This is a genomic window from Microbacterium sp., from assembly GCF_036823965.1.
Taxonomy (GTDB): domain Bacteria; phylum Actinomycetota; class Actinomycetes; order Actinomycetales; family Microbacteriaceae; genus Microbacterium.
This window is the reverse complement of record NZ_DAITBE010000009.1, coordinates 106,263-131,304: the sequence shown is the minus strand read 5'-3', so window position 1 is coordinate 131,304 and position 25,042 is coordinate 106,263. Positions and strand designations below refer to the sequence as shown.

Here is a 25,042-nt window from a genome sequence, read left to right as displayed (position 1 = left end):
GCCCCTCAGCGGGAGCACACGCGTCGGGTGGGAGGATGGATGCATGGCACTCTCCGATGCTCCTCTGCTGCGCGCTCTCACGGGCGACCGCCCCGACCAGACCCCGGTCTGGTTCATGCGTCAGGCAGGCCGGTCGCTCCCCGAATACCGTGAGCTGCGGGTCGGCACCAGGATGCTCGACGCCTGCCTCACGCCCGAGCTCGCCGCAGAGATCACGCTGCAGCCGGTGCGCCGCCACGGCGTCGACGCTGCCGTGTTCTTCAGCGACATCGTGATCCCCCTCCGCCTCGCCGGCGTCGAGGTCGAGATCGAGCCGGGCCGTGGTCCGGTCTTCGCGAACCCGGTGCGCACGGCATCCGACGTCGACCGCATCACCGCGATCGACCCCGACTCGCTCGACTCCACCGCGATCACCGAGGCCGTGCGTCTCGTGACGGCCGAGCTCGGCGACACCCCGCTGATCGGCTTCGCCGGGGCGCCGTTCACGCTCGCGGCCTACCTGGTCGAGGGCGGCCCGTCGAAGGAGCACATGCGGGCACGAGGCATGATGCACGCCGACCCGGACTCGTGGAACCGCCTGGCTGGCTGGCTCGCCCAGATCTCGCGACGCTTCCTGATCGCGCAGCGCGACGCCGGAGCCTCGGTCGTGCAGCTGTTCGACTCGTGGGCAGGCTCTCTCAGCACCGCCGACTTCCGCGAGTTCGTGGCACCGCACTCGACGACCGCGCTCGAAGGCATCGGCATCCCCAGCATCCACTTCGGCGTCGGCACCGGACCGTTCCTCGATGACATGCGACTCGGCGGCGTGGCCGACGGGGTCGGTGTCGACTGGCGGATGCCGCTGGACGAGGCCGCTGCGATCCTCGGCCCCGACGTCACGGTGCAGGGCAACATCGACCCTGCCTTCCTCTCCGCCCCGTGGCCGGTGCTCGAGGCGCACGTGCTCGACGTGCTGGCACGTGGCCGCGCGGCCAGGGCGCACATCGTCAACCTCGGCCACGGTGTCCCGCCCGAGACCGACCCTGATCAGCTCACGCGCATCGTCGAGCTGGTGCACGAACGTGGCTGAGACCCCGACGACGCCGAGCGCCGATGACCTGGCGTCCCGCGCCGCCGGCACGCGCGTCGTCGTGATCGGCGGCGGTGTCGGCGGCCTCATCGCCGCACGCGAGTGCGCGAAGGTCGGCATGCGCGTGACCCTGCTGGAGGCGGCGGATGCCGTGGGCGGAGCGATCCGGCGCACCGAGCTCGACGGGGTCGAGTTGGACGCCGGCGCCGAGAGCTACGCGACCAGGGGCGGCCATGTCCGGGCCCTGCTCCAGGAGCTCGGCCTCGATGATCGGATCGTCGCGCCGGCTGCCGGTGGCGCCTGGCTCGCCGGCATTCCAGGGATCGGCGCCGCACCGCTGCCGGTCGGCGGCCTGCTCGGCATCCCCTCGAACCCCTTCCAGGAGGACGTGCGCCGCGTGATCGGATGGTCGGGCGCGTGGCGTGCCTACCTCGACCGTGTGCGTCCGCCGCTCACGATCGGGCACCAGCTCTCGCTCGGTCGACTGGTCGCCTCGCGCATGGGTGCGAAGGTGCGCGACCGCTTGGTCGCCCCGGTGACGACCGGCGTCTACTCCGCGTCGCCGGACGACGTCGACGTCGATGTCGCCGCCCCCGGTCTGAACGCGGCGCTGACCCGTGTCGGCTCGCTCTCCGGTGCGGTGATGGCGCTGCGACAGGACGGCGCAGCGCGCAAGACCCCCGGTGCCGCGGTCGAAGGACTCATCGGCGGGATGGGTGCGCTGCTCGACGCGCTGCTCGAGGATCTCGCTCGCTTCGACGCCGAGGTGCGAACGGCGACGCGTGCGGAGCAGGTCTCGCGCGACGGCGATGGCTGGCGTGTGACCACGCGATCGAAGCCGGAGGTCACGTTGCAGGATGCCGCCGACGAGCCCGAGATCGAGGACCTCGTCGAGGAGCTCGATGCGGATGCCGTGATCATCGCGACCGACGAGGGCACCGCCCGCGTGCTGCTCGCCGACGCCGTGCCCGCACTCGCCGCGAGCGCGGCCGATGCCGCGACCGTCGCGCCGGAGATCGAGGTCGTGACGCTGCTGCTCGACGCGCCGGCCCTCGACGCGGCACCGCGAGGCACCGGTGTGCTGACGGTGCCGGGCAGCCACATCGCGAAGGCGCTCACGCACTCGACCGCCAAGTGGGAGTGGGTGCGCGATGCCGCCGGAGGGCGGCACGTGGTCCGGGTCTCGTTCGGGGCGCAGGGCGAACCGGCCGCGACCGCCGACCTCGATGACGATGCCGCAGCGCAGCTCGCCCTGAGCGAGGCATCCGCTCTGCTGGGAGTGCCGCTCGCCCCGTCCTCGCTGATCGCGGCGCATCGCGCGCGGTACGTGCAGGCGCAGCCCGCATCGATCATCGGAGCGGGAGAGCGCCGCGATGCCGCCCGCGCAGCGGTGCAGGCCGTGCCGGGACTCGCCACCGTCGGCGCGTGGCTCGCAGGCACCGGATTGGCGCAGGTGCTGCCGGATGCGAAGGCCGAGTCCGACCGGTTGCGACACGCCCTGCTCTTTGCGTGAGTGAACTCTTGGTGTCAACCCCCCTGCCGAGTAGATGCCGAAATCGGCATACGGGGTTACGCTGGGTACCTGGCCGACGGGGATCGAAGCCTGCGGCTCGACCGGAACAACGTGAGGAGACCCCATGAAGGGGAAGATCGGACTCGTCGTCGGACTCGGCGTGGGGTACGTCCTCGGCACGCGTGCCGGGCGCGAGCGGTATGAGCAGATCAAGACGCAGTGGCTCAAGGTCTGGCACCTCGATCCCGTCCAGGAGCGCGTCGAGGTCGTGAAGGCCTTCGTCGGCGACAAGGCCGCCGCGGTTCCCGGCGCGATCTGGAACGGCGCTGTGAAGGTCGTCTCCTCGATCGGCGGCTCCGGCACGCCCGGCGAGAAGCTCGACTCCGCCATCGCCAAGGGCAAGCAGGCCGCTGAGGACGTGGCGGATGCCGCGGAATCCGTGATCGACGACGCCAAGGCCGCTGTGTCGAAGTCGACGCCGAAGACCTCGGCCGCAAACAGCTCGGCGACCAAGAGCTCGAACACGAAGCCGGCTGCGCGCAAGCCGGCCGCCAAGTCCGCACCGAAGAAGACCGGCGCCTGAGATGCCCCGCGGATTCCGTGACCGTGCCGACGACAGTCTGCTGACGCTCCTCGGGGATCTCCCCGAGCTCGTCACGAACCTCGTCAAGGCCGAGATCGACAACGCCAAGGCGTGGATCTCGCGCACGGCGAAAGACGCAGGCATCGGCTCTGTCTGGTTCCTCGTCGCCCTGTTCTTCCTGTTCTGGGCCGTGCCGGTGATCCTCGTGTTCGCGATCGCCGGACTCTCCTCGTGGTGGCCGGTCTGGCTGTCGGCGATCGTCGTCTTCGGCATCCTGCTGCTGGCCGTCCTGCTGTTCGCGCTCCTCGGCATCCTGAAGTTCCGCAAGGTCCTGCGGCGACAGAACCCGGCGCAGGCCGTGGCCGAAGACATCCGACTCGTGAAGGACGCCGGCGATGACCGTCTCTGACAACCTGCCCCGTACCGTCGTGCCTGTCGGGATCGTCGATCCCGTGCAGTCCGCTCGTGCCGAGCTGAAGGCCGCGCTCGCTGCGATCGAGATCAAGGGCAACGTCCCTCGTCGCGTCGAGAAGGCATCCAAGCGCGCGATCGCGAAGGGCCGAGTGTTCGCGGATCGCAATCCCGTCGCCGCCGTCGCCGGTGTCGTCGTGCTGGCCGCCGCCGTCGGCGGACTGGTCTGGGGAATCGCTCGCTTCATCTCGCGCTGACCTCCTTGGGCCCGCCCGCAGGGCCGTCGGTCACCGCGTTCGCGACCGCCTCGTAAAGGGGGCAGACTGGGGGCATGTCCGAAGTGCGCGAAGAGAACCCGTCCGGCTTCACCCTCTGGGCCGTGTGGCGACGCAATCCCGATGTGCCGGTCACCGAGACCGATTCGACGGAGCTCGAGACGATCGTCTCCTACGTCGAGGATTCCGGTGTGACCGTCCGAGGCTTCTACGACGTGTCCGGCCTCAAGGCGGACGCCGACCTGCTGGTGTGGCTGCATGGCGAGACCGCCGAAGAGCTGCAGAAGGCGCTGCGCCGTCTGCGCCGCACCGAGCTGCTCCGCTCGCTCCTCCCGGTCTGGAACGTGATGGGCGTGCACCGCGACGCCGAGTTCAACCGTTCGCACGTTCCCGGCTTCCTCCGCGGCGTCGAGCCGAAGGACTGGCTCTGCCTCTACCCGTTCGTCCGCACGCCGGAGTGGTACCTCGCCCCCGAGGAGGAGCGTCGCAAGATGCTCGCCGACCACGGCCGCAAGGGCGCCGCGTTCAAGGGCGTCATCGCGAACACGGTCGCCGCGTTCGCGCTCGGCGACTACGAGTGGATCCTGCCGCTCGAGGCCGATGACGTGACCGAGCTCGTCGACCTGATGCGCGACCTCCGCTATACCGATGCGCGTCTCTACGTGAAGGAGGAGCTGCCGTTCTACACGGGACGCAGGCTCCGGTTCGACGAGATCGCGGACGTGCTGCAGTAGGCCGCCCGATGAGCACTCCGATCCGTCTGGGAACCCGACGCAGCGCGCTCGCGCAGGCGCAGTCGGGTCACGTCGCCGCTGCGCTGGAGAAGGTCATCGGCCGTCCGGTCGAACTGGTCACCATCACCTCAGAGGGCGACACGAACCGCGCATCGCTGTCTGAGATCGGCGGCCAGGGCATCTTCGCCACCCGGCTGCGGGAGGCGCTGCTCGCCGGGGAGTGCGACTTCCTCGTGCACTCGCTCAAGGATCTGCCGACCGCGATCCCCGAAGGTTTCGTGATCGCCGCCACGCCGGCGCGGGAGGATGCTCGCGACATCGCGCTGACGCGGGACGGCATCCCGCTGCACGAGTTGCCGGCAGGCAGCACGATCGGCACCGGTTCGCCGCGCCGCATCGCCCAGGTTCGCAGGCGTGCACCGCATGCAGAGGTCGTCGACATCCGCGGCAACGTGGATTCCCGGCAGGCCAGGGTCGTGTCCGGCGAACTGGACGCCGTGATCCTGGCGGCCGCCGGTCTGAGCCGCCTCGACTCGGCGTCCCCGCTGCGTCGCGAAGGCCTCGGTCTCGCCGAGTGGCCGACGGCTCCGGGGCAGGGTGCGCTTGGCGTGGAGACGACGACGGATGCTCCGGCCGAGCTCCGTGCCGCCCTTGCGGCTCTGGACGACGAGGACACCCGTCTGGCCGTCACCGTCGAGCGCGCGATCCTCGAGGGACTCGACGCGGGATGCCAGGCTCCGATGGCCGCGCACGCCGTGGTCGACGGGGACTCCGTGCGCATCAGAACCGTCGTCTACGCGACCGATGGAGGGCGCCGGATCGGCCTCGACGTCACCGAAGCCCTGAACGGGGAGTATATTCGTCGGAACGGCAGTGGCAATGGAGCGGATGCTGCCGATGGTGCAGGCCCGATCAGCGCAGCGCGCGAACTCGGGTTGACTGTTGCCCGTCGGCTGCTCGATCAAGGGGCGGCCGACCTCGTCTCCCGAGAGCAATCCTCATGACATCCGAAACGAAACACGAACGACCACTGGACGGCTGGCGAATCCTCGTGCCGCGCGGAGGGCCGTGGGGCGACGGTGTCGCCGCATCCCTGCGGGCACAGGGCGCAGTCCCCGTCGTCGCACCCCTGATCAACTTCGCGCCGACGACGGACCAGCCGACGCTCGACGTCGCACTGGAGCAGCTGGCCGCCGGTGCCTTCGACTGGCTGACCGTCACGAGCGCCACCACGGTCGACGTGATGTTCGCGCACCGCGCTGTCGTCCCGCGCACCACGCGGATCGCTGCCGTCGGTGAGACCACCGCCGCAGCACTGCAGGCCGTCGGCTACGAGGTCGCGCTGGTGCCGGAGCAGGACAATTCGGCCGAGGGCATGGCGACGCAGCTGCTCGCGCTCGAGACCGAGCCCCGCCGCATCCTCGCCCTCCGGAGCGAGATCGCGAAGCCCGTGCTCAGCAGCATGCTCTCGGACGCCGGGCACGACGTGCACAGCGTCGTCGCGTATCGCACGGTCGGTGTGCCGGTGACCGAGCGCATCAAGCGCGATGTCGAGAACGGCCGCATCAACGCGATCCTCATCACGAGCGGTTCGGTCGCCGAGCAGGTGCGAGAGCAGTTCCCGGAGATCCCCGATGAGACCCTGCTCGCCGCGATCGGACCGCGCACCGCGCGCGACGCCGAGAAGGCCGGGCTCCCGGTGTCGGTCGTCGCCGATCGCCAGACGGTCGATGCGCTGATCGACGCGGTCTCGCACTTCACGCTTCCGCACGCTGCCGACGAGTTCGCGCCGTGAGCTTCCCCGAAGTCCGCCTGAGGCGGCTGCGTCAGTCCCGTGCCGTGCGCGACCTCGTCCGCGAGACCACGCTGCGGCCGAGCCAGCTCGTGCTCCCGCTGTTCGTGCGGGAGGGGATCGACGAACCCGTCGCGATCGGGTCGATGCCGGGCGTCGCCCAGCACTCGATCGATTCGCTGCGGGCCGCGGCGGTCGACGCAGCGGAGGCCGGTGTCGGCGGTGTGATGCTCTTCGGCGTGCCTGCGGTTCGCGATGCGCGCGGCTCCGGTGCTGACGACCCTCAGGGCATCCTGAACGTCGCGACCGAGGCGTTGGCCGCCGAGGTGGGCGACGCCCTGGTCGTGCAGACCGATCTCTGCCTCGACGAGTTCACCGATCACGGCCACTGCGGCGTGCTCGCCGCCGACGGCTCCGTCGACAACGACGCCACGCTCGAGCGCTACGCCTCGATGGCGCTCGCGCAGGCGCGTGCGGGCTCCCAGCTGCTCGGCCTCTCCGGCATGATGGACGGCCAGGTCGCGGTCATCCGTGAAGCGCTCGACGCCGAGGGCTTCACGCAGACGCTGATCCTCGCGTACGCCGCGAAGTACGCGAGCGCGTTCTATGGTCCGTTCCGTGAGGCCGTCGATTCGCAGCTGGTCGGCGACCGCCGCACGTATCAGCTCGACCCGGGCAACCGCCGCGAGGGCGTCCGAGAGGCCGTCGTCGACGAGGCGGAGGGCGCCGACATCGTCATGGTGAAGCCGGCGATGGCGTTCCTCGACCTGCTGCGCGAAGTCCGCGACACCGTGCATATTCCGGTGTGGGCATACCAGGTCTCCGGCGAGTACGCGATGATCGAGGCTGCAGCCGCGAACGGATGGATCGACCGCCGTGCGGCCATCCTCGAATCGCTGCTGTCGATCCGCCGCGCCGGCGCAGACGCGGTCCTGACGTACTGGGCGACGGAAGTCGCCCGCTGGCTCGACGCCTGAGTCGACGCCTGATCTCGACGCTTGAGGAGCATTTCACCATCATGAGCGACCGCAACGACGACCTGTTCTCCGCTGCCAGAGCGGTGATCCCCGGTGGGGTGAACTCGCCGGTGCGCGCGTATGGATCGGTCGGCGGGACCCCTCGCTTCCTCGCCTCGGCGAAGGGTGCGACGGTGACGGATGCCGCCGGCACCACCTACGTCGACCTCGTCGCCTCGTGGGGGCCCGCGCTGCTCGGACACGCCCATCCCGAGATCGTCGCAGCAGTGCAGGAGGCCGCGACCCGAGGGCTCTCCTTCGGCGCGCCGACCGAGGGCGAGGTCGAACTCGCCTCCGTGATCGCTGATCGTGTGCGCTTCGGCGAGGTGCGTCCTGTCGAGCGCGTGCGCCTGGTGTCCACGGGCACCGAGGCGACCATGACGGCGATCCGCCTGGCGCGCGGTGCGACCGGTCGTGATCTGCTCGTGAAGTTCGCCGGGCACTATCACGGTCACTCCGACGGGCTGCTGGCCGAGGCGGGCTCGGGCGTCGCGACGCTCGCGCTGCCCGGTTCGGCCGGTGTGCCTGCGCCGATCGCCGCCCAGACGCTGGTGATCGGCTACAACGACCCTGAGGCCCTGGCCGCAGTGTTCGCCGAGCACGGCCAGCGCATCGCCGCCGTGATCGTCGAAGCCGCAGCCGCGAACATGGGCGTCGTGGCGCCGATCCCCGGTTTCAACCGCTTGATCGCCGACACCGCGCACGCGCACGGCGCGCTGATGATCCTCGACGAGGTGCTCACCGGGTTCCGCGTGCACCCCGCTGGCTTCTGGGGCCTGCAGGCCGCGGCCGGTGAGGAGTATCTTCCCGACATCATCACGTTCGGCAAGGTCGTCGGCGGTGGGATGCCGCTGGCCGCTCTCGGCGGACGCGCGGAGATCATGGACCTGCTCGCCCCGCTGGGCCCGGTCTACCAGGCAGGAACCCTCTCTGGGAACCCGCTCTCTGTCGCCGCAGGTCTCGCGACGCTGCGCCTCGCCACACCCGAGGTCTACGCCACGGTCGATGCTGCCGCCGACCGCGTGGCCACCGCTCTGGATGCCGCGCTCACCGGTGCTGGCGTCACGCACGCCGTCGCGCGGGCCGGGAACCTGTTCAACGCGTCGTTCCGAGCATCTGCCCCTCGCGACTATGCCGAGGCGCAGGCGCAGGAGTCGTTCCGGTACGCGCCGTTCTTCCACTCGCTGCGCGAACAGGGCATCGCCCTCCCGCCGAGCGTCTTCGAGGCCTGGTTCCTGACCGCCGCACACGGCGAGCAGGAGCTGCAGCAGATCGAGGCAGCGCTCCCCGTCGCTGCTGCGGCCGCCGCCGGCGCACAGGCCTGACGGGCAGCAGCCACATCGTCCGGTCGCCGCGCCCGGCCACACCGTCCGGTCGCCGCGCCCGGCCGCAGCGTCTGGTCAGACGAACATGACGCGACGCGGCGCCTGATCGGTGTAGCTGTGTCCGAGCGGGCTGATCCACTCGATGTCGCCGCCCGCTCGTTGGCGTGCGCTCCATCGGTGGCGGTCGTCGATGCCGGGGTGCTTGAGCACGTGGTGGCCGGTGCAGAAGTGGCTCAGGTTGTCGAGGGTCGTTCGCCCGCCCAGAGCATGGTCGTGATTGTGGTCGATCTGGCATCGATGCACCGGCATCCGGCATCCGGGGAATCGGCAATGCTGATCTCGCGCCCGCAGGAATCTTCGCATCGCCTCGGTCGGCGTGTAGGTGTCGGACTCGGTGATCATGCCCGTCGGATCGAGGAACAACCGCGACCATCCGCCGGTGCCTGCTGCGAGCTCTCGAGCGATGTCGGGGTCGATCGGACCGAACCCGTCGAGCTCGGCCGGGCGGTCGTCCGTACCGGCGAGGGTGGTCGCGGCGACCGTGACCTGGATGCGCGCCTGCACGTGCTCGACCGCCGTGCCGCGAGGCGTCGTGGGGTCGGACGTGAGCAGCAGATCGGTCATCAGGTCGGCACGCAGCTGGTCCATCGTGCGGGTGTCAGCGGGGATCACTTCGACGCAGGGCTCTGGGAGCGGGTCGGTCGTGAACGTGTCGTCACCGAAGATCGCGGATTCGTCGAGCATCGGGTCTGACCAGTCGAGATCTTCGGGGAACACCGGATCCTCGCCGTCGTCGAGGAGGTCCATGTCGAGGAGCGGTTCGACGTCGTCGCGAGCGGCGATGACCTGACGCGCGAGCCTGGTCAGTCGATCCATCACCGCGGCGGCGAGATGCTCGGGCAGCACGATCGAGATGAGCGCGAGACCGTCGTCGACGGAGCGCATCGTGACCGTGCGCTCTGCGGCTGCGATCCGATGCCGTTCGACCACCGTCGCCCCCGCGAGAGCTGCGGCGAGCTGACGGACCAGTGCGCGCGTTCGCATCGGCGTGTCCTGTTCGCCCACCACGACGGCGGCCTCGTCGTACATGCCCAGCGTTCCGGCATCCACCCGCCCGTCGCGCACCGCCTGACGCACGACTGCACCCGCGCTGATGATCTCTCGCACGTGCGCTGCCGTGATCGCGCCCTGCTGGAACGATGCTCGGACCGCGGGGTGCCCTTCGAGCACTGCGGCATCCGCGAACGCGCGGTCGACGCTGCCGTTGGAGGCGTGACCGGCAGCGGAGTACTCGGCGATCATCGACCGATGGATCGTGTCGCGGTGGTGCGGGTTCTCGCGCGCATCGGCGTCGCCGAGACGCATCCGATCGGCGAGCAGCTCCATCGCCTCGGACTCGAGTCTGGCGATCTCCCGGCGCTTCGCCACCCAGGCGTCGAGCATCGTCTGACGCTGCTCGAGGTCGTGCTGGGTGGGTGATTCCATGCCCCTAGAATAGAACATATGTACGACACTCGGAAGAAGGGCTGTGGACAACTCGTGGACGCGAATCGCTCGATGAAGGAGGAATCCGACAATGGATCGTTGCCTTCCTGTGAGCAACTTCCAGACAACTGGGAGGGCCGCGCTGGCAGACTGGTGTCATGGTGACGTTGCTCTTGGATCAGACGCAACTCGAGGTCGTGCTCTCGCCGATCGAGCGAGCCGCCACCTTCCACCGCGAGAACGTGCGCATCGCTCGCGACACCATCACCAAGGTGCAGCTGACCGATGACGCCTGGACCTGGCTGCGCGGTGTGCCGAATCCGGGGACGCACATCCCCGGCGTCCTCGCCGCCGGCAGCTGGAAGGCCGCAGGCAGCCTCGACTTCGTGCTCATCCGTCGTCGTCGCCCGAGCGTCGTGATCGACCTCGACGGCGATCCGCAGTACCGCAGACTCATCCTCACGACCCGCCACGGCGTCTCCCTCACGCAGGCCCTGCGCCTCGATGTGTCGGATGAGCCGGCTGACGTCGAGGAGATCGTGGCCACGTCGCCGACGCCTGTGACGAAGGGCAGCCGACGCCCGGTGATCCGGCCGCGCCCTGCTTCCTGAGCAGTCCGAACGAAGAAGCCCTCCACGATCTCGCGGAGGGCTTCTCTCGTCAGTCGGGACGACCCGATTCAGCCGTTGTGGTGGTGGTCGTCACCCTCGTGGTGCTCATGGTGCTCGCCCTCATGGTGCTCGCCCTCATGGTGCTCGTCGCTCTCGTGGTGCTCGCCGGAGGAGTCCTCGGACCCGTGCTCCCGGGATTCCTGCTCCTCGGATGCCTCCTCGTTCGCAGCGTCGTCCGATGCGGTCTGCGGGACCGTGTCGATGACACCTGTCGAGGCAACGCTCCAGGCGGCGGACTCGTCTTCGGTCTGCTCTCCGAGCGGGTAGTCGCGGGGCTCGTCCTCGTAGTACGCACGCGCGGCCGCTGCGAGCATCGTGCTCACGGCGGCGGAACGAGGATCCTCATCGGAGGCCTCATCGTCGGCCTCGGGCACGGAGCCGCCGAGGTCGTCGAAGATCTCGATGCCGGATGCTTCGGCGCCATCATCCTCGGTGCGCTCGGGGTCGGCATCCGCGTCGCCAGCACTCTCGTGCTCGTCGCCGGGCTGCTCGCCATCGGGCTGCCCGTCGCCGGGCTGCTCGCCATCGTTCCGCTCGCTGTCGCTCTGGTCGGCGAAGATCTGACCCACGTCGTGGACCGGTTCGTCGCCCTCGCCCTGCGTCGCGCCGGCGGCGACCGGCGCCGCGGTGCCGAAGAGGATCTCATCGAACGAAGGCGAAGCAGGCGCCTCCGCGGCTTCGGGGGAGCCATCGGTGTCGGAGCCCTCGGTGTCGGAGATCGCCTCGGTGTCGGAGCCCTCTGCGTCGGAACCCTCTGCGGCAGGACGCCCAGCGTCAGAGCCCTCGGCATCGGCATCCGCGACCGCCTCGGCGACCGCGTCGTCCGCCGGGGCCGACTCCTCGGCGGCTGCCTCGGCTGCGGCATCCTCGTCGGTGGTGTCCGCGTCGGCGGTGACATCCACGTCGCCGGCGAGGATGCTGTCTGCAGCCTCGGCCTCGTCGACGGCAGCGATGGCCTCTGCGTCCTCTTCGGCGGTGGGCGATGCGTCCTCTTCGGCGGTGGGCGATGCGTCATCGTCGGGCGCGGCGTCGGTCTCGCCCTCGGCACTCGCGGCGATTCCGGCGGCGGCGACGGGATCGGCCGTGGCCGCACCCGAGACAGCGGCAGACACGGCCGAGGTCTCCGCGACCAGGGCCTCGCCTGCAGTGTCGGCATCCGCGTCCGCAGCGTCAGCGGCCACAGTGACCGGCGCCGCGGTGATCGGCGCCGCGGCGATCGGCAGCCCCGAGCGCGCCGGAGTGAGCTGCGAGGCCGCTGCGGAGGCGCGCGCCTCGAGCTTGCCGCCGCGCACGAGATCGATGAAGACGTCTTCGAGCGTCGGACCACGCTGCACGAGCGTGCTGAGCGCGATGCCGGCCTGCGCCGCGACGGCGCCGACCGTGCTGGCATCGCCGCCGCGCACCGTGAGTCCGGAGCGCAGCACCTCGACGTCGAAGCCTGCGGTGGAGAGTGCGGCCGTGAGAGCGGCGCGATCTGCGGCATCCACCACGACGGAACCGGCAGCCGGGTCCGCCAGGGTCTCGATGCCGCTCGACAGCACCAGCTGGCCCTTCGAGAGCACCAGCACGTTGTCGGCGACCTGCTCGACCTCGCTGAGCACGTGCGAGGAGACGAGCACGGTGCGGCCCTCGTCGGCCAGGCGGCGCATCAGCAGGCGCATCCACCGGATGCCTTCGGGGTCGAGGCCGTTCGCCGGCTCGTCGAACACGAGCGCTCCCGGATCGCCGAGCAGCGCGTGCGCGACGCTCAGGCGCTGACGCATGCCGAGCGAGAAGCCGCCGATGCGCGAGTCGCCCTCGCCCTCGAGGCCGACCTCGGCGAGGACCTCGTCGACGCGGGAGAGCGCGATGCCGTTGGCCTTCGCGGCGATCGTGAGCTGACGGCTCGCCGTGCGGCGGGGACGGTAGACCGTCTCCTCGAGCACGGAGCCGATCGTGCGCAGCGGCTGACGGAGCTCGGCGAACGTGGTGCCGCCGATCGTCGCCGTGCCGCTCGTGGCGCGGATCTGGCCGAGCAGGATGCGCAGCGTGGTGGTCTTGCCGGCCCCGTTCGGGCCGAGGAAAGCAGTGACTGCGCCGGGCTCGACGCGTGCGGACAGGTCCGAAACAGCGGTCACCTCATTGAAGCGCTTCGTCACATTCGTGAATTCGAGCACCTGTCCGTCGGGCATCCGCGACCTCTCCTTGCATTGGGCACTTCCCTCTATCCTGCCGGAAAAGCGGTCGGATCGCGTATTTCATGCTGATTCGCGCCCCTGTGATCGGGGTAGCCTGGCACCCGTGACCGATTCCCAGACCGCTCCCCGTGTCCTCATCCGCACGGAAGGAGCCCTCGGAAGGCTCACGCTCAATCGCCCTGAGGCGATCAACGCGCTCGATCTGGGGATGATCCAGCAGCTCGCCGACGCGTTGGAGGCGTGGCGCAGCGACACCGATGTGCAGATCGTCCTGATCGACGGCGAGGGCGAGCGCGGCATGTGCGCCGGCGGCGACGTCCGTGCCCTGCACGCGCAGATCGTGTCGGGTCGGGCCGATGAGACGGCCGAGTTCTTCCGCGCCGAGTACGCGCTCAACGTCCTGATCGCGGAGTACCCGAAGCCCGTGGTCACGATCGCCGACGGCATCACGATGGGCGGCGGCATCGGCCTCGCCGGGCATGCGGCGATCCGCATCGTCACCGAGCGCTCGAAGCTGGCGATGCCCGAGACCCGGATCGGCTTCACGCCGGACGTCGGCGGGACGTGGCTGCTCGGCCGAGCGCCTGGACGGTTCGGGGAGTACTTCGCGCTCACCGGCTCGTCGATGAACGCAGCGGATGCCGTCTATCTCGGGTTCGCGGACCACATGGTGCCCTCCGACCGTCTCGAGGCTCTCCGTGAGGCGCTGGCGTATCGCGCCGACCCGACAGGGCCGAGCGAGATCGTGCTGCTGTTCGACGAGACCCCCGACCCCTCCGAGCTCCCGTCCGCACGCGGATGGGTGGACGACGTCTTCTCGGCGCCCACCCTGCCGGCGATCGTCGAGCGCCTGCATGCGCAGGGGACGACGGATGCCGCCGAGGTCGCCGGTCTGCTCGGCGGACTCGGCCCGACCGGCCTCGCCGTCACGCTCGACGCGGTGCGCGAGGCGCGCGAGCTTCCGGGCCTCAGGGCTGCGCTGGAGGGGGAGTATCGGCGCGTGATGTGGTTCGTGACGCAGCATCCGGACCTGGTCGAGGGAATCCGGGCGCAGCTGGTCGACAAGGACCGGAACCCGCACTGGCAGCCCCCCACGATCGCCGAACTCGACGCGGATGCCGGTGCGCCGGCACGGGACTACGTGCCTGCGCTGCCGCTCTTCTGAGTCGGGTTCGCAGGGCTGCTGCGGTTCGCTGTCAGCGAAGGTCCCCCTGGAGGGGGATACGAATGTCCGCGCTTCGTGGCACTCTTTCTTGTGGCCGATTGTCGGTCGGCATCCGTCTGCCGAGAAATCCGCCGTTGCACTCTTCCTAGAAAGTCCGCCTGTGCTGGGAAAAATCCTCTTCCGCTATCTCTCTCGCTATCGGTGGCTGCTCCTCGGCGTGCTGGTGTTCCAGCTCGCAAGCGCTGCCGCGACCCTCTACCTCCCGCGCCTGAACGCAGACATCATCGACAAGGGCGTGGCCCAGGGTGACACCGGCTACATCTGGCGCACCGGTCTGTTCATGCTCGCGGTGTCCCTCGGGCAGATCGTCGCCTCGGTCACCGCGACCTTCTTCGCCGCGCGCGCCGCGATGGGCGCTGGCCGCGACATCCGTGCCGACGTGTTCGGCAAGGTCAGCGGCTTCTCCGAGCGCGAGGTCTCGCAGTTCGGCGCCGGCTCGCTGATCACCCGCAACACGAACGACGTGCAGCAGGTGCAGATGCTGGCGATGATGGGCGCGACGATGCTCGTCACCGCGCCGCTGCTCGCGATCGGCGGCATCATCTTCGCCGTGCAGACCAACGTCGGCCTCAGCTGGCTCATCGCCGTCTCGGTGCCGCTGCTGCTGCTCCTCGCCGCGCTCGTGATCGGGCGCATGGTGCCGCTGTTCCGCAGCTACCAGGGCAAGCTCGACAACGTGAACCGCATCATGCGCGAGCAGCTCACGGGTGTGCGCGTCGTGCGCGCGTTCGTGCGCGAGCGCATCGAGGAGGAGCGCTTCCGCGGGGCGAACACCGACATCATGGTCGTCGGCCGCAAGGTCGGTTCGCTGTTCGTGCTGCTGTTCCCGCTCTTCATGCTGATCCTCAACGTGACCGTCGTCTCGGTCATCTGGTTCGGCGGTATCGAGGTCAACAACGGCACCGTGCAGGTCGGCACGCTCTTCGCGTTCATGCAGTACATCGGTCAGATCATGGGCGGCGTCATCATGGCGAGCTTCATGGCGATGATGATCCCGCGCGCTGCGGTCTCGGCCGAGCGCATCGGCGAGGTGCTCGATTCGGAGTCCACCCTGGTGCGTCCGGAGAACGGCGTCACCGAGTTCCCTGCTCCCGGCGCGGTCGCGCTCGACGACGTCGAGTTCACCTATCCCGGTGCCGACGCTCCCGTGCTGCGCGGCATCAGCTTCGGTGCGCAGCCGGGTGAGACCGTCGCGATCGTCGGCTCGACCGGATCCGGCAAGACGACCCTCATCTCGCTGATCCCGCGTCTCTTCGACGTCTCAGGTGGTTCCGTCCACGTCGGCGGCACCGATGTGCGCGAGGCCGACGTCGAGGCATTGTGGGACAGCATCGGCCTGGTGCCGCAGCGTCCGTTCCTCTTCACCGGCACCGTCGCATCCAACCTGCGCTACGGCCGCGAGGAGGCGACGGACGAAGAGCTCTGGGCCGCGCTCGAGATCGCTCAGGGTCGCGACTTCGTCGAGGAGATGCCCGACGGCCTCGAGTCGCGGATCGCCCAGGGCGGCACGAACGTCTCCGGTGGTCAGCGTCAGCGTCTGGCGATCGCCCGCGCGATCGTGCACCAGCCGAAGATCCTCGTCTTCGACGATTCGTTCTCGGCGCTCGACCTGACGACCGACGCCCGGTTGAGACAGGCCCTGTGGCGGGAGCTCCCGCACGTCACGAAGATCGTGGTCGCGCAACGCGTCTCGTCGATCACGGATGCCGATCGCATCGTCGTGCTCGACGGCGGCACCATGGTCGGCGTCGGCACCCACGAGGAGCTGCTCGAGACGAGTGACACGTATCGAGAGATCGTCGAATCGCAGCTGGGGGTGGACGCATGAGCGACCAGCACACGAGCCCGTCGACGGACTCCGGCGCCAAGGGCCGGCGCGGACGCGGCAAGGCGGCCACCGTCGAGCCCGAACTGACCGCAGAAGAGCAGTACGAAGCAGAGCTCGCCGAACAGGCTCGCCAGAACTCCGGCGACTGGGACAGCGTCGCACCGGGCAAGGCCGACAACTTCGGGCCGAGCTTCGCGCGGATGATCGGGCTGCTGAAGCCCTCGGCCATCTGGTTCGTCTTCGTCTCGCTGCTCGGCGCCCTCGGCGTCGTGCTCACCGTCGCGGCGCCCAAGGTGCTCGCCGAGGCGACCAACCTCGTCTACAAGGGCTTCATCTCGATCCAGCTCGGACAGTCGAACGGCGACGCTCCCGGCTTCCCGGCCGGTACGCCGCAGGACGTCGTGATCGACGCGCTGCGAGGCGCCGGGCAGGACGACTTCGCGAATCAGGTCGGCGCGCTCGGCGACTTCACGGTCGGCCAGGGCGTCGACTTCGACGCACTGCGACTGGTCATCGCCGCCGTGCTGGGGATCTACGTCGCCGCAGCGTTCCTCACCTGGATCCAGGGCTACGTCATCAACGTCATCATGGTGCGCACCATGTGGCGCCTGCGCGAGCGCGTCGAGGCGAAGATCAACCGGCTTCCGCTGTCGTACTTCGACAAGGTGCAGCGCGGCGAACTGATCTCTCGGGTCACGAACGACATCGACAACATCACGCAGACCATGCAGCAGTCGCTCTCCGGGGCGCTGACCTCCGTGCTCACCGTGATCGGTGTGCTCGTGATGATGTTCTCGATCTCGTGGCAGCTCGCACTCGTCGCACTCATCACCCTGCCGCTCATGGGCGTGATCTTCGGTGTGATCGGACCGCGTTCGCAGAAGGCCTTCGGCACCCAGTGGCGCAAGGTCGGCCGACTGAACGCCCGTGTCGAGGAGGCCTTCTCCGGCCACGCGCTGGTGAAGGTGTTCGGACGCGAGAAGGATGCGCTGGAGAAGTTCCAGGTCGAGAACGAAGAGCTGTTCCAGGCCAGCTTCAAGGCGCAGTTCTTCTCCGGCATCATCATGCCGGCCATGATGTTCGTCGGAAACCTCAGCTACGTGGGCATCGCGGTGCTCGGTGGACTGATGGTCGCGAACGGCCAGCTGCGTCTCGGTGACGTGCAGGCATTCATCCAGTACTCGCAGCAGTTCACCCAGCCGCTGTCCGAGCTGGGCGGCATGGCCGCGGTCGTGCAGTCCGGTACGGCGTCGGCCGAGCGCGTGTTCGAGCTGCTGGATGCCGACGAGCAGGAGGCCGACGATGCCGACGCGCCTGCGCTCGTCGAGGGCAAGGGCGTCATCGAGTTCGAGAACGTCGCGTTCTCGTACACGCCGGATCGTCCGCTGATCAAGGACCTGTCGTTCCGGGTGGAGCCAGGGCAGACGGTCGCGATCGTCGGGCCGACCGGTGCGGGAAAGACGACGCTGGTCAACCTGATCATGCGGTTCTACGAGCTCAGCGGCGGCCGGATCGTGCTCGACGGGCAGGACATCGCCGAGATCACCCGCGACGACCTGCGCTCGCGCACCGGCATGGTGCTGCAGGACCCGTGGCTCTTCGCCGGCAGCATCCGCGAGAACATCCGCTACGGTCGCTCCACCGCGACCGACGACGAGGTGCTCGAGGCGGCGAAGGCGACGTACGTCGACCGGTTCGTGCACGCGCTCCCCGAGGGGTACGACACCGTGCTCGACGAGGACGCGGCGAACGTGTCGGCGGGCGAGCGACAGCTCATCACGATCGCTCGCGCGTTCGTCGCCCAGCCGTCGATCCTCATCCTCGATGAGGCCACGTCGGCGGTCGACACCCGCACCGAGCTGCTGCTGCAGCACGCGATGGCGGCGCTCCGGCACGGACGCACGTCGTTCGTGATCGCGCACCGCCTGTCGACCATCCGCGACGCCGACCTCATCCTCGTGATGGAGCACGGCGACATCGTGGAGAAGGGCTCGCACGACGAGCTCATCGCCGCGCAGGGTGCGTACTGGCGGCTGTACCAGTCGCAGTTCGAGCAGGCCGCGACCGACATCGACGCCGAAGGCGCCCTCACGGGTTCGACGCCGACGGTCGTCAGCGGCTCGGCCGAGGAAGCAGCGGCGGATGCCGTGATCGGCGCATCGGTCGGAGCGCAGTCGCCGGTGTCGGAGGCCGCTGCAGCGAAGGCCGTGGTCGAGACGCCGAACGAGGCACCCGAGCAGCAGCGCTAGTCCGCACGCAGATGAACGATGCCCCGCCCCGGTGATCCGGGCGGGGCATCGTCGTGTGGTCTGCGTGCGAGCGGTGTGCGCTCAGAGCTTCTCGGAGTCGAGGCCGAGCAATTCGAGCGGATGCGTCAGGCGCCACCACGGGCTCGGGCCGACGATGTCATCGGCGAGAGCGATCGTGGTCGTCGTCGTGTTGAGCGGGCCAGCGGTCGTGAGCGTGCCGACCGCGTCGTCCTGGTCACGCGCATCGCCGAGATCGAACCCCGGCGTCGCTGTCGCGGATGCTCCCGCCCACAGCACCACACGCGTATCCGCATCGGTGACGATGTCGACCGTCTCGCCCCACTCGGTCTCCACCTGGCCGACAACAGTGCCCTGCGGCACCGTCGGCGCCTGGGCGTTCAGCGCGGCTTCCATCTCGGCGAACAGCGAGCGCGTCGCCGCGAGGCGCTGCGCATCGTCCTGCTGATTCAGGACCGCCGCGAAGAGGTGCACGGTCGTGTCGTCGACCGTGACGTCCTTGGCGGTGAGCAGGTTCCACCCCACGAGCGTGCCGGTCTTGATGCCGACCACGCCGGGGTCGGCGAGCATGCCGTTCGTGTTCGTGACCTCGCCCGCACCGGGGAGGTTCACGGAGCGGGTGCCGACGATCTCGGCGAACACGGGGTTCTGCATCGCGTACTCGCCGATCGCGACGAGGGCTTCGGGAGTGGCGACGTTGCGCTCATCGAACCCTGAGGGCGTCACCACGGTGACGCCGGTGAACCCGCGCGAGCTCAGCCAGACCTGTGCAGCCTGCGCGAACTCCTGATCGGATCCCCAGATCTCATCCGAGAGCCGATCGATGTAGTTGTTGGCGGAGCCGAGCAGCGTGCCCTGCAGCATCTGGTACTCGGTGAGCACGCCGCCGACCGGGACGTCGAGCGCGGACTGATCCGAGCGCCGGTACGACCAGTAGTCGAGATTGTCCTGACGCGTGAACGAGAACTCCGGTCCCTGCTCGCCGAGGGCAAGCGGCATCCGGTCGAGCACCATCAGGGCGCTGACGACCTTGGTGACGCTGGCGATGCTCACGGGGTCGAGCGCGGATGCGGCGGAGCCCATGCCGGCGATGCCGACACCGGCGCTGCCCTGGGCCGGCCAGGTGAGCGTGGCGGCATCCGCCGGAGTCGGAGCGAACTCGACGGCCGCGATGGTCGGCGGGATCTCGTGCAGCGGCCAGAGGAGCGTGGTACCCGCGTAGGCCCCGACGAGTCCGACGAGCACGCCGAGCGGCACCAGCACTCGGGGTCGGGCGAACGCCGGTCGCAGCTTCGCCCCGCGCATGAGAGCGGCGCCAGCCGCAGCCTCGTCGGCGCGATCCAGTGTGGCGGTGGGGGGATTCGCGGCCACCTGTGCCGGGTCGACCCAGGTGAGGGCAGGGACCTTCTCGGTGTCATCCGCCCACTGGGCTTCGGGAACGAGGATCGCCGTCGGGTCGGCCCACCGCAGCTCGGGGGTCGGCTCCGGCGCGACGATCTCCGTCTCAGCGGTCGTCGGCGAGGTGACCTCAGCGTCTGCCGGCGAGTCAGCGCCAGCAGCGTCGTCGACGGCATCCGCGGCGTCGGGCGCGGCGGTGGCCTCGGCAGGGTCAAGAGCGGTCACTTGCCTACGGTACCGAATCCTCTCGCCTGTCGCCGTGAAGGCGGCGCACCGACACAGTGGTGTCGGGAGTCGCTAGGATCGTCACTACAACCACGGGAGTCCGGCGAGCCGGGCTGAGAGGGAGCGAATCGCGCTTCGACCGTCGAACCTGATCTGGGTCATGCCAGCGCAGGGAGGAGTTCAGATGAGTACGTCCACGTCCACATCCACGCAGCAGGCATCCGCCGGCGCGAACGGCCTTCGTCGCACGCCGGTCTGGCGCTGGCGCGTGGTCGACATCGTCGTCGCCGCGGTGCTCGGCGTCGCGATCGGTCTCGTCTTCTGGGGTTGGAACACGATCGGCTACGCCTGGTTCGGCGCGGCCGATGCCCTCACCCCGGGTCTCGGCGGCATCGCGGTCGGCATCTGGCTGCTCGGCGGGGTCGTCGGCGGTCTCGTGATCCGCAAGCCCGGTGCCGCACTGGTGGTCGAGCTCGTCGCCGCGATCGTGTCGATGCTGATCGGCAACGTGTGGGGCATCTCGACGGTGCTGTCGGGTCTCGTGCAGGGCCTCGGCGCCGAGATCATCTTCGCCCTGTTCTTCTACCGCCGCTTCGGCATCGCGGTCGCCGCCCTCGCCGGCATCGGAGCAGCGGCAGCCGCCTGGGTGTTCGAGCTCTTCTACGGCAGCTCGCCCAACATCCTGAAGTCGTTCGAGTTCAACGCGATCTACCTGGTCAGCGTCGTCATCTCCGGCGCGATCCTGGCCGGTGTGGTCGGCTGGCTGCTCGTGCGCGCCCTTGCGGTCACCGGAGCCCTCAACCGCTTCGCCGTCGGGCGAGAGCACGTGCGCGAGGTCTGAGCGTGACCGTCGCCGCCCCGGCCCGCGTGCAGGCTGCGGGCTGGGGCTGGCGGTACGCCGGGCGGAAGCGTCCTGCCGTGACCGACGTCTCGTTCACGATCGAGCCGGGGGAGCGGGTGCTGCTGCTCGGCGCATCCGGCGCCGGCAAGTCGACGCTGCTCGCCGGCCTCGCCGGTGTGCTCGGCGACGATGATGAGGGGGAGCGGACGGGCTCGCTCCGCATCGACGGTGCGGCTCCCGAGTCGCGGCACGGGCACGTGGGACTCGTCCTGCAGGATCCGGATGCCGGCATCGTGCTGTCGAAGGTGGGCGACGATGTGGCCTTCGGCTGCGAGAACCTCGGCGTCGCGGCATCCGAGATCCCCGGCCGCGTGGCGGAGGCGTTGGATGCCGTCGGCCTCGACGTTCCGCTGCAGCGCACGACCAAGGCGCTCTCCGGAGGACAGAAGCAGCGGCTGGTGCTGGCTGGCGTCCTGGCGATGCGCCCAGGGCTGCTGCTGCTCGACGAGCCGACCGCGAACCTCGACCCCGAGGGCGTCCGCGAGGTACGCGCGAGTGTCGAGCGTGCCGTCGATTCCACAGGCGCGACGCTGATCGTGGTCGAGCACCGCACCCCGATCTGGGTCGACCTGATGACCCGCGTGATCGTGCTCGCGGCCGATGGCGGGCTGCTCGCCGACGGCGCACCGACGCAGGTGTTCGCCGAGCACGGCGATGTGCTCGCGGATGCCGGGGTGTGGGTGCCCGATCGCGGCGTCGACCTTCCGGTGCTGGAGCAGGTGGCGGCATCCGATGCGCTGTCGGCATCCGGCCTCTCGATCGCCAGGGAGTCGGGTGTCGTCGTGCAGTCGGCACTCGACCTGCGCGTGCCGCGCGCGAACGCGACCGTGATCACCGGGCCGAACGGTGCAGGCAAGTCGACGCTCGCCCTGACCCTCGCAGGCCTCATCCCGGAGCAGGCAGGCGAGGTGCGATCAGCGCCGGAGCTCGCCGGTCGCAGGGGAACACGGCCGATCCGCTGGACATCGCGCGAGCTGCTCACCCGCATCGGCATGGTCTTCCAGGAGCCGGAGCACCAGTTCCTCACCCAGACGCTGCGCGACGAGCTCGCGGTCGGTCCCCGCGCGCTCGGCTGGGAGCAGGCGAGGACGGAGGCCGTGGTCGACGATCTGCTGGAGCGGCTCGGGCTCGCCCCGCTCGCTCTCGCCAATCCCTTCACGCTCTCGGGAGGGCAGAAGCGGCGGCTGTCGGTCGCGACCGTGCTCGCCGGGTCGCCGGAGGTGATCGTGCTCGACGAGCCGACCTTCGGGCAGGACCGTCGGGGATGGATCTCGCTCGTCGCGCTGCTGCAGGAGGAGATCGCGCGCGGCCGCTCGATCATCGCCGTCACGCACGACGACGCCGTGATCCGACATCTCGGCGGCCATCGCATCGAGCTGGGGGTGGCATCGTGACGACGACCGAGACCACTCGCCCGGTCTGGCTCGACGGCGTGAACCCGGTCACGAAGCTCGTGCTCGCGGTGCTGCTCTCGGTGCCGCTGTTCGCGTCGATCGACGTCACGAGCGCGCTGGCCGCGATCGCGTTGCAGCTGCTCTGCCTGCCGCTGACCGGGCTGCGCTTGGCGACCGTGCTCAAGCGGCTGCTGCCGATCGCGATCTTCGCGCCGATCGCCGGTGTCAGCATGCTGCTGTACGCCGAACCCGCTGGGCACATCTACTGGACGTTCGGATTCGCGACCATCAGCGACGACTCCATCTCGCTCGCGATCGCGGTGAGCCTGCGCGTGATCGCGCTCGGACTGCCGACCATCCTGCTCTTCGGCGGCACCGACCCGACCGAGCTCGCGGATGCGCTCGCGCAGGTCGCCAAGCTGCCGAGCCGCTTCGTGCTGGGCATCCTCGCCGGCACCAGGATGCTCGGTCTGTTCCTCGACGACTGGCGCACGATGAGCCTCGCGCGTCGAGCCCGCGGCGTCGGCGATCGGGGCCTGCTCCGACGATTCTTCTCGATGGCCTTCGTGCTGCTCGTGTTCGCTGTTCGACGCGGATCGAAGCTGGCGCTCGCGATGGAGGCGCGCGGCTTCGGCTCGGGCATCCCTCGCACCTGGTCTCGACCGTCGCGCCTGCACTCGCGCGACGCCGTCGCACTGCTCGGCGGCATCGCGATCATGGCGCTCGCGCTCGCCGCCGCTGTGGCGGTCGGGACGTTCCGCTTCGTCTGGAGCTGAGCCAGGCCAGGGTCGCCGGACTCAGCCTGCCGGGACGTCGCCGAAGGTGCCGCTGACGGAGGTGGTGCCCTGCTCGTCGAGCGAGCTGAGGACGAACTCCAGCGGGAACCCGTCGACATCGGCCGAGGCGAGTCGCGGCGCGCGCAGCCGCGCTTCCACCGCCTCCACCTGGTCGGAGCCGAGGCGGGAGACGTAGAGCTTCGGGTACTGCGGGCCGGAGGTGGTGGCTTCGAGCAGCACCTCTGCATCTGGATAGGACCGTGCGATGTCGATGATCTCGTGGATGGCCTCGTCGGTGGTGCGGGTCGGGACATGCACGATGCGCAGCTGCTCGTCGAGGGACTGCAGCGTGTACGTTCCCCCGTCGCGGAACAGCTCGGTCGACGATACCCGAGAGAAGACGTCGTCGAACTCGTCCAGCGTCTCCACCGTCACGGACGGCCATCCGTCGATCGTGACGATGCCCGTGGTGCCGGGGACGGCGGCGACCACCAGCGTCTCGGAGAGCGCAGCCTCGAATGCTGCGTCCGTCTCGGCCTCCACCGAGACCTCCCACCTGGGTGGTGCGGAGACCTCCGGGTCGAGCGTGGTCGCGTCATCGGCCGGGCGGCGCAGGGTCACCGTGTCCGGAGAAGCGGAAGCCGCTGTGAAGAGCGCCGGTGCGAACTCGAGCACGGACTCGTCCTCCGCGTCGTCGGCGATGACGACGACGGTGAAGCCGCCGCCGCGCTCGCACGTGACGACGAACGGGTCTGCGCAGATCTCCGTCATCGGGTCCGGCGTGGCGCTCGGCGTCGGGGAGGAGGATCCAGCGGATGTCGCGCAACCGGTGCCCAGCAGGGCGACGATCGCGACGGATGCGGCGGCGGCGGCGCTGCGGAGGGCGAGGTTCATCCCGTGACCCGATCCTGGAAGTAGTACTCGCGGTGCAGCGCGCAGCGCTCGTTGAACAGCGCCGCGCATCGAGGGCACGCCGTCGCCGTGAAGTACTCGGCGATCGTGAGCTCGTGCCAGCACGCACCGCAGAGGATCGCCGTGCGATCGTGCTGATCCGTCGCCCACTGCTGCGCGGGATGCCCGGCCGACTCCTCGTGACACCGGTGGCAGGGGTAGTACTCGCCGCAGCAGGCGAAGCGGATCGCGATGATGTCGGTCGCACCCCGGTAGTGCACGCAGCGGGTCATGTCGTCGACGACCGCGCCGAGGACCCGAGGCCGTTCTGCAGGTGCCACGCTCACGTCTCGTTCCAGAGTCGGCGGTAGTACGCGATGCGATCACGGTCGGGTTCGATGCCGTAGGCGTCGATCAGGGTGTCCTCCCAGCCCTCGCCGAAGTTCCACAGCGTGCTCATCGACGCGACAGCGATATCGGCCCAGCGATCAGCGGTACCGAGGGCGGCGAGATCGACGAACCCGGCAGGACGCCCCGCGTCGTCGAGCAGCGTGTTCGGCATGCAGGCGTCGCCGTGGCAGACGACGAGCCGATCGATCGGTGGCGCATCGAGCAGGCCAGCCGGCACGATGACCTCGCGCTCAGCGGCGTTCGCGATCCGTGCCTCGACGCTCCACTCCCAGGGGCACTCGTCGACGGGCAGCGCGTCGTGCAGGGTTCGCAGCCCCTCGCCGACCGCACGCACCGCGAGCTCGGGTGCACCTTTCCAGCGGGGATCCACCGCGCTGTGCGCATCGAGTGCGACCGTCACGAGCCACTCCTCGACGTCGTTCTCGCCCTGCTCGATCACCTCCGGCGTCGCGATCCAGCGACATGCCCAGCGCATGCGCTCGGCCTCGTCGCGCATCGACGCCTCGAGGTCGAGCGGCCCCCACTTGATGTAGCGGGCGTCATCGGTGCGGAAGGTCAGGCCGCCGATCCCGTTCAGCCAGACCGGCGTGAGCGCGGCGCCTCTGGCGAGTTCACGCACGCGATCCGGCACCTCGATCGAGGCGCCGGGGACGGATGCCGAGGGGATGACCATCC

At 69.6% G+C, this 25,042-nt stretch carries 23 protein-coding genes and 1 riboswitch; of the genes, 17 read left to right on the top strand and 6 right to left on the bottom strand.

The genetic code is table 11. The features are described from left to right. Positions 1-43: 43 nt before the first annotated feature. From hemE to V7Z82_RS15030, 10 genes are all read left to right on the top strand, one after another. Positions 44-1,069, top strand: coding sequence for a uroporphyrinogen decarboxylase (hemE, locus tag V7Z82_RS15075; RefSeq protein ID WP_334152394.1), 1,026 nt, complete (start codon positions 44-46; stop codon positions 1,067-1,069). Next, entirely contained in the window at positions 1,062-2,582 is a 1,521-nt protein-coding gene (locus tag V7Z82_RS15070; RefSeq protein ID WP_334152393.1) for a protoporphyrinogen/coproporphyrinogen oxidase, read from the top strand. The genes hemE and V7Z82_RS15070 overlap by 8 nt, the downstream gene beginning before the upstream one ends. A gap of 124 nt (positions 2,583-2,706) precedes the next feature. Further along, on the top strand, positions 2,707-3,165 hold the full coding sequence (locus tag V7Z82_RS15065; RefSeq protein ID WP_334152392.1) for a hypothetical protein: 459 nt from the start codon (positions 2,707-2,709) through the stop codon (positions 3,163-3,165). Position 3,166: 1 nt separating this feature from the next. Continuing rightward, complete coding sequence (locus V7Z82_RS15060) at positions 3,167-3,574, top strand: phage holin family protein (protein WP_334152391.1); 408 nt, start codon at positions 3,167-3,169, stop codon at positions 3,572-3,574. Then, positions 3,561-3,833 (top strand): hypothetical protein, encoded by a 273-nt coding sequence (locus V7Z82_RS15055; protein WP_334152390.1) that lies wholly within the window; start codon positions 3,561-3,563, stop codon positions 3,831-3,833. The genes V7Z82_RS15060 and V7Z82_RS15055 overlap by 14 nt, the downstream gene beginning before the upstream one ends. A 74-nt stretch (positions 3,834-3,907) precedes the next feature. Further along, positions 3,908-4,585 carry a hydrogen peroxide-dependent heme synthase gene (gene hemQ, locus V7Z82_RS15050; protein WP_334152389.1) on the top strand — a complete coding sequence of 226 codons (678 nt, stop codon included), beginning with the start codon at positions 3,908-3,910 and terminating at the stop codon, positions 4,583-4,585. Positions 4,586-4,593: 8 nt separating this feature from the next. Further along, positions 4,594-5,589: a hydroxymethylbilane synthase gene (gene hemC / locus V7Z82_RS15045; protein WP_334152388.1), complete on the top strand. Its 996-nt coding sequence runs from the start codon at positions 4,594-4,596 to the stop codon at positions 5,587-5,589. Beyond that, positions 5,586-6,380, top strand: a complete 795-nt coding sequence (locus V7Z82_RS15040) for a uroporphyrinogen-III synthase (RefSeq protein WP_334152387.1) — start codon at positions 5,586-5,588, stop codon at positions 6,378-6,380. Before hemC ends, V7Z82_RS15040 begins: the two co-directional genes overlap by 4 nt. Next, positions 6,377-7,354: a porphobilinogen synthase gene (gene hemB / locus V7Z82_RS15035; protein ID WP_334152385.1), complete on the top strand. Its 978-nt coding sequence runs from the start codon at positions 6,377-6,379 to the stop codon at positions 7,352-7,354. Before V7Z82_RS15040 ends, hemB begins: the two co-directional genes overlap by 4 nt. 41 nt (positions 7,355-7,395) lie before the next feature. Then, the gene (locus V7Z82_RS15030) at positions 7,396-8,718 is read left to right on the top strand and encodes a glutamate-1-semialdehyde 2,1-aminomutase (protein ID WP_334152383.1); all 1,323 of its coding nucleotides are present in this window, start codon (positions 7,396-7,398) and stop codon (positions 8,716-8,718) included. A gap of 75 nt (positions 8,719-8,793) precedes the next feature. On the opposite strand, the gene V7Z82_RS15025 is transcribed toward V7Z82_RS15030, so the two are convergent. Then, positions 8,794-10,203, bottom strand: a complete 1,410-nt coding sequence (locus tag V7Z82_RS15025; protein ID WP_334152381.1) for an HNH endonuclease signature motif containing protein — start codon at positions 10,201-10,203, stop codon at positions 8,794-8,796. Between the two features lie 158 nt (positions 10,204-10,361). Here V7Z82_RS15025 and V7Z82_RS15020 point away from each other — a divergent pair, with 158 nt between their 5' ends. Further along, complete coding sequence (locus V7Z82_RS15020; protein WP_334152379.1) at positions 10,362-10,814, top strand: hypothetical protein; 453 nt, start codon at positions 10,362-10,364, stop codon at positions 10,812-10,814. Positions 10,815-10,882: 68 nt separating this feature from the next. Here the strand turns inward: V7Z82_RS15020 and V7Z82_RS15015 are convergent, their stop codons facing one another. Further along, positions 10,883-13,045 carry an ATP-binding cassette domain-containing protein gene (locus V7Z82_RS15015; protein ID WP_334152378.1) on the bottom strand — a complete coding sequence of 721 codons (2,163 nt, stop codon included), beginning with the start codon at positions 13,043-13,045 and terminating at the stop codon, positions 10,883-10,885. A 109-nt stretch (positions 13,046-13,154) separates the two neighbouring features. On the opposite strand from V7Z82_RS15015, the gene V7Z82_RS15010 reads away from it, so the two are divergent. The 3 genes from V7Z82_RS15010 to V7Z82_RS15000 all read left to right on the top strand — a co-directional run bounded on the left by V7Z82_RS15010 (position 13,155) and on the right by V7Z82_RS15000 (position 18,353). After that, positions 13,155-14,216, top strand: a complete 1,062-nt coding sequence (locus V7Z82_RS15010; protein WP_334152377.1) for an enoyl-CoA hydratase/isomerase family protein — start codon at positions 13,155-13,157, stop codon at positions 14,214-14,216. Positions 14,217-14,376: 160 nt separating this feature from the next. Beyond that, positions 14,377-16,104, top strand: a complete 1,728-nt coding sequence (locus tag V7Z82_RS15005) for an ABC transporter ATP-binding protein (protein ID WP_334152375.1) — start codon at positions 14,377-14,379, stop codon at positions 16,102-16,104. Further along, positions 16,101-18,353: an ABC transporter ATP-binding protein gene (locus V7Z82_RS15000; RefSeq protein WP_334152374.1), complete on the top strand. Its 2,253-nt coding sequence runs from the start codon at positions 16,101-16,103 to the stop codon at positions 18,351-18,353. The genes V7Z82_RS15005 and V7Z82_RS15000 overlap by 4 nt, the downstream gene beginning before the upstream one ends. Before the next feature lie 81 nt (positions 18,354-18,434). Here the strand turns inward: V7Z82_RS15000 and V7Z82_RS14995 are convergent, their stop codons facing one another. Further along, positions 18,435-19,994 (bottom strand): D-alanyl-D-alanine carboxypeptidase family protein, encoded by a 1,560-nt coding sequence (locus V7Z82_RS14995; RefSeq protein WP_334152373.1) that lies wholly within the window; start codon positions 19,992-19,994, stop codon positions 18,435-18,437. 82 nt (positions 19,995-20,076) lie between these two features. After that, positions 20,077-20,188: riboswitch (TPP riboswitch) on the top strand. Here V7Z82_RS14995 and V7Z82_RS14990 point away from each other — a divergent pair. From V7Z82_RS14990 to V7Z82_RS14980, 3 genes are all read left to right on the top strand, one after another. Further along, positions 20,179-20,835 (top strand): ECF transporter S component, encoded by a 657-nt coding sequence (locus V7Z82_RS14990; RefSeq protein WP_334152371.1) that lies wholly within the window; start codon positions 20,179-20,181, stop codon positions 20,833-20,835. Its footprint overlaps the riboswitch before it by 10 nt. Continuing rightward, entirely contained in the window at positions 20,832-22,289 is a 1,458-nt protein-coding gene (locus V7Z82_RS14985; RefSeq protein WP_442927646.1) for an ABC transporter ATP-binding protein, read from the top strand. Before V7Z82_RS14990 ends, V7Z82_RS14985 begins: the two co-directional genes overlap by 4 nt. Then, entirely contained in the window at positions 22,286-23,065 is a 780-nt protein-coding gene (locus V7Z82_RS14980; protein ID WP_334152368.1) for an energy-coupling factor transporter transmembrane component T family protein, read from the top strand. The genes V7Z82_RS14985 and V7Z82_RS14980 overlap by 4 nt, the downstream gene beginning before the upstream one ends. A 21-nt stretch (positions 23,066-23,086) precedes the next feature. On the opposite strand, the gene V7Z82_RS14975 is transcribed toward V7Z82_RS14980, so the two are convergent. Genes V7Z82_RS14975 through V7Z82_RS14965 form a run of 3 tightly spaced genes read right to left on the bottom strand, consistent with a single transcriptional unit; the run spans position 23,087 to position 25,040 of the window. Next, the gene (locus V7Z82_RS14975) at positions 23,087-23,959 is read right to left on the bottom strand and encodes a hypothetical protein (protein WP_334152367.1); all 873 of its coding nucleotides are present in this window, start codon (positions 23,957-23,959) and stop codon (positions 23,087-23,089) included. Further along, a complete protein-coding gene (locus V7Z82_RS14970) occupies positions 23,956-24,297 on the bottom strand; it encodes a CHY zinc finger protein (protein ID WP_334152366.1) in 342 nt (113 codons plus the stop codon). The genes V7Z82_RS14975 and V7Z82_RS14970 overlap by 4 nt, the downstream gene beginning before the upstream one ends. A gap of 2 nt (positions 24,298-24,299) precedes the next feature. Further along, positions 24,300-25,040, bottom strand: coding sequence for an aminoglycoside 3'-phosphotransferase (locus tag V7Z82_RS14965; RefSeq protein WP_334152365.1), 741 nt, complete (start codon positions 25,038-25,040; stop codon positions 24,300-24,302). Between the last annotated feature and the right edge of the window lie 2 nt (positions 25,041-25,042).

What these genes read in the sequence shown, in the direction of transcription:
- hemE (WP_334152394.1), top strand. Translation starts at nt 44, where the DNA reads ATGGCACTCTCCGATGCTCCTCTGCTGCGCGCTCTCACGGGCGACCGC.
- V7Z82_RS15065 (WP_334152392.1), top strand. Translation starts at nt 2,707, where the DNA reads ATGAAGGGGAAGATCGGACTCGTCGTCGGACTCGGCGTGGGGTACGTC.
- V7Z82_RS15060 (WP_334152391.1), top strand. Translation starts at nt 3,167, where the DNA reads ATGCCCCGCGGATTCCGTGACCGTGCCGACGACAGTCTGCTGACGCTC.
- V7Z82_RS15055 (WP_334152390.1), top strand. Translation starts at nt 3,561, where the DNA reads ATGACCGTCTCTGACAACCTGCCCCGTACCGTCGTGCCTGTCGGGATC.
- hemQ (WP_334152389.1), top strand. Translation starts at nt 3,908, where the DNA reads ATGTCCGAAGTGCGCGAAGAGAACCCGTCCGGCTTCACCCTCTGGGCC.
- hemC (WP_334152388.1), top strand. Translation starts at nt 4,594, where the DNA reads ATGAGCACTCCGATCCGTCTGGGAACCCGACGCAGCGCGCTCGCGCAG.
- V7Z82_RS15040 (WP_334152387.1), top strand. Translation starts at nt 5,586, where the DNA reads ATGACATCCGAAACGAAACACGAACGACCACTGGACGGCTGGCGAATC.
- V7Z82_RS15030 (WP_334152383.1), top strand. Translation starts at nt 7,396, where the DNA reads ATGAGCGACCGCAACGACGACCTGTTCTCCGCTGCCAGAGCGGTGATC.
- V7Z82_RS15025 (WP_334152381.1), bottom strand. Translation starts at nt 10,203, where the DNA reads ATGGAATCACCCACCCAGCACGACCTCGAGCAGCGTCAGACGATGCTC.
- V7Z82_RS15020 (WP_334152379.1), top strand. Translation starts at nt 10,362, where the DNA reads ATGGTGACGTTGCTCTTGGATCAGACGCAACTCGAGGTCGTGCTCTCG.
- V7Z82_RS15015 (WP_334152378.1), bottom strand. Translation starts at nt 13,045, where the DNA reads ATGCCCGACGGACAGGTGCTCGAATTCACGAATGTGACGAAGCGCTTC.
- V7Z82_RS15000 (WP_334152374.1), top strand. Translation starts at nt 16,101, where the DNA reads ATGAGCGACCAGCACACGAGCCCGTCGACGGACTCCGGCGCCAAGGGC.
- V7Z82_RS14990 (WP_334152371.1), top strand. Translation starts at nt 20,179, where the DNA reads ATGAGTACGTCCACGTCCACATCCACGCAGCAGGCATCCGCCGGCGCG.
- V7Z82_RS14975 (WP_334152367.1), bottom strand. Translation starts at nt 23,959, where the DNA reads ATGAACCTCGCCCTCCGCAGCGCCGCCGCCGCCGCATCCGTCGCGATC.
- V7Z82_RS14965 (WP_334152365.1), bottom strand. Translation starts at nt 25,040, where the DNA reads ATGGTCATCCCCTCGGCATCCGTCCCCGGCGCCTCGATCGAGGTGCCG.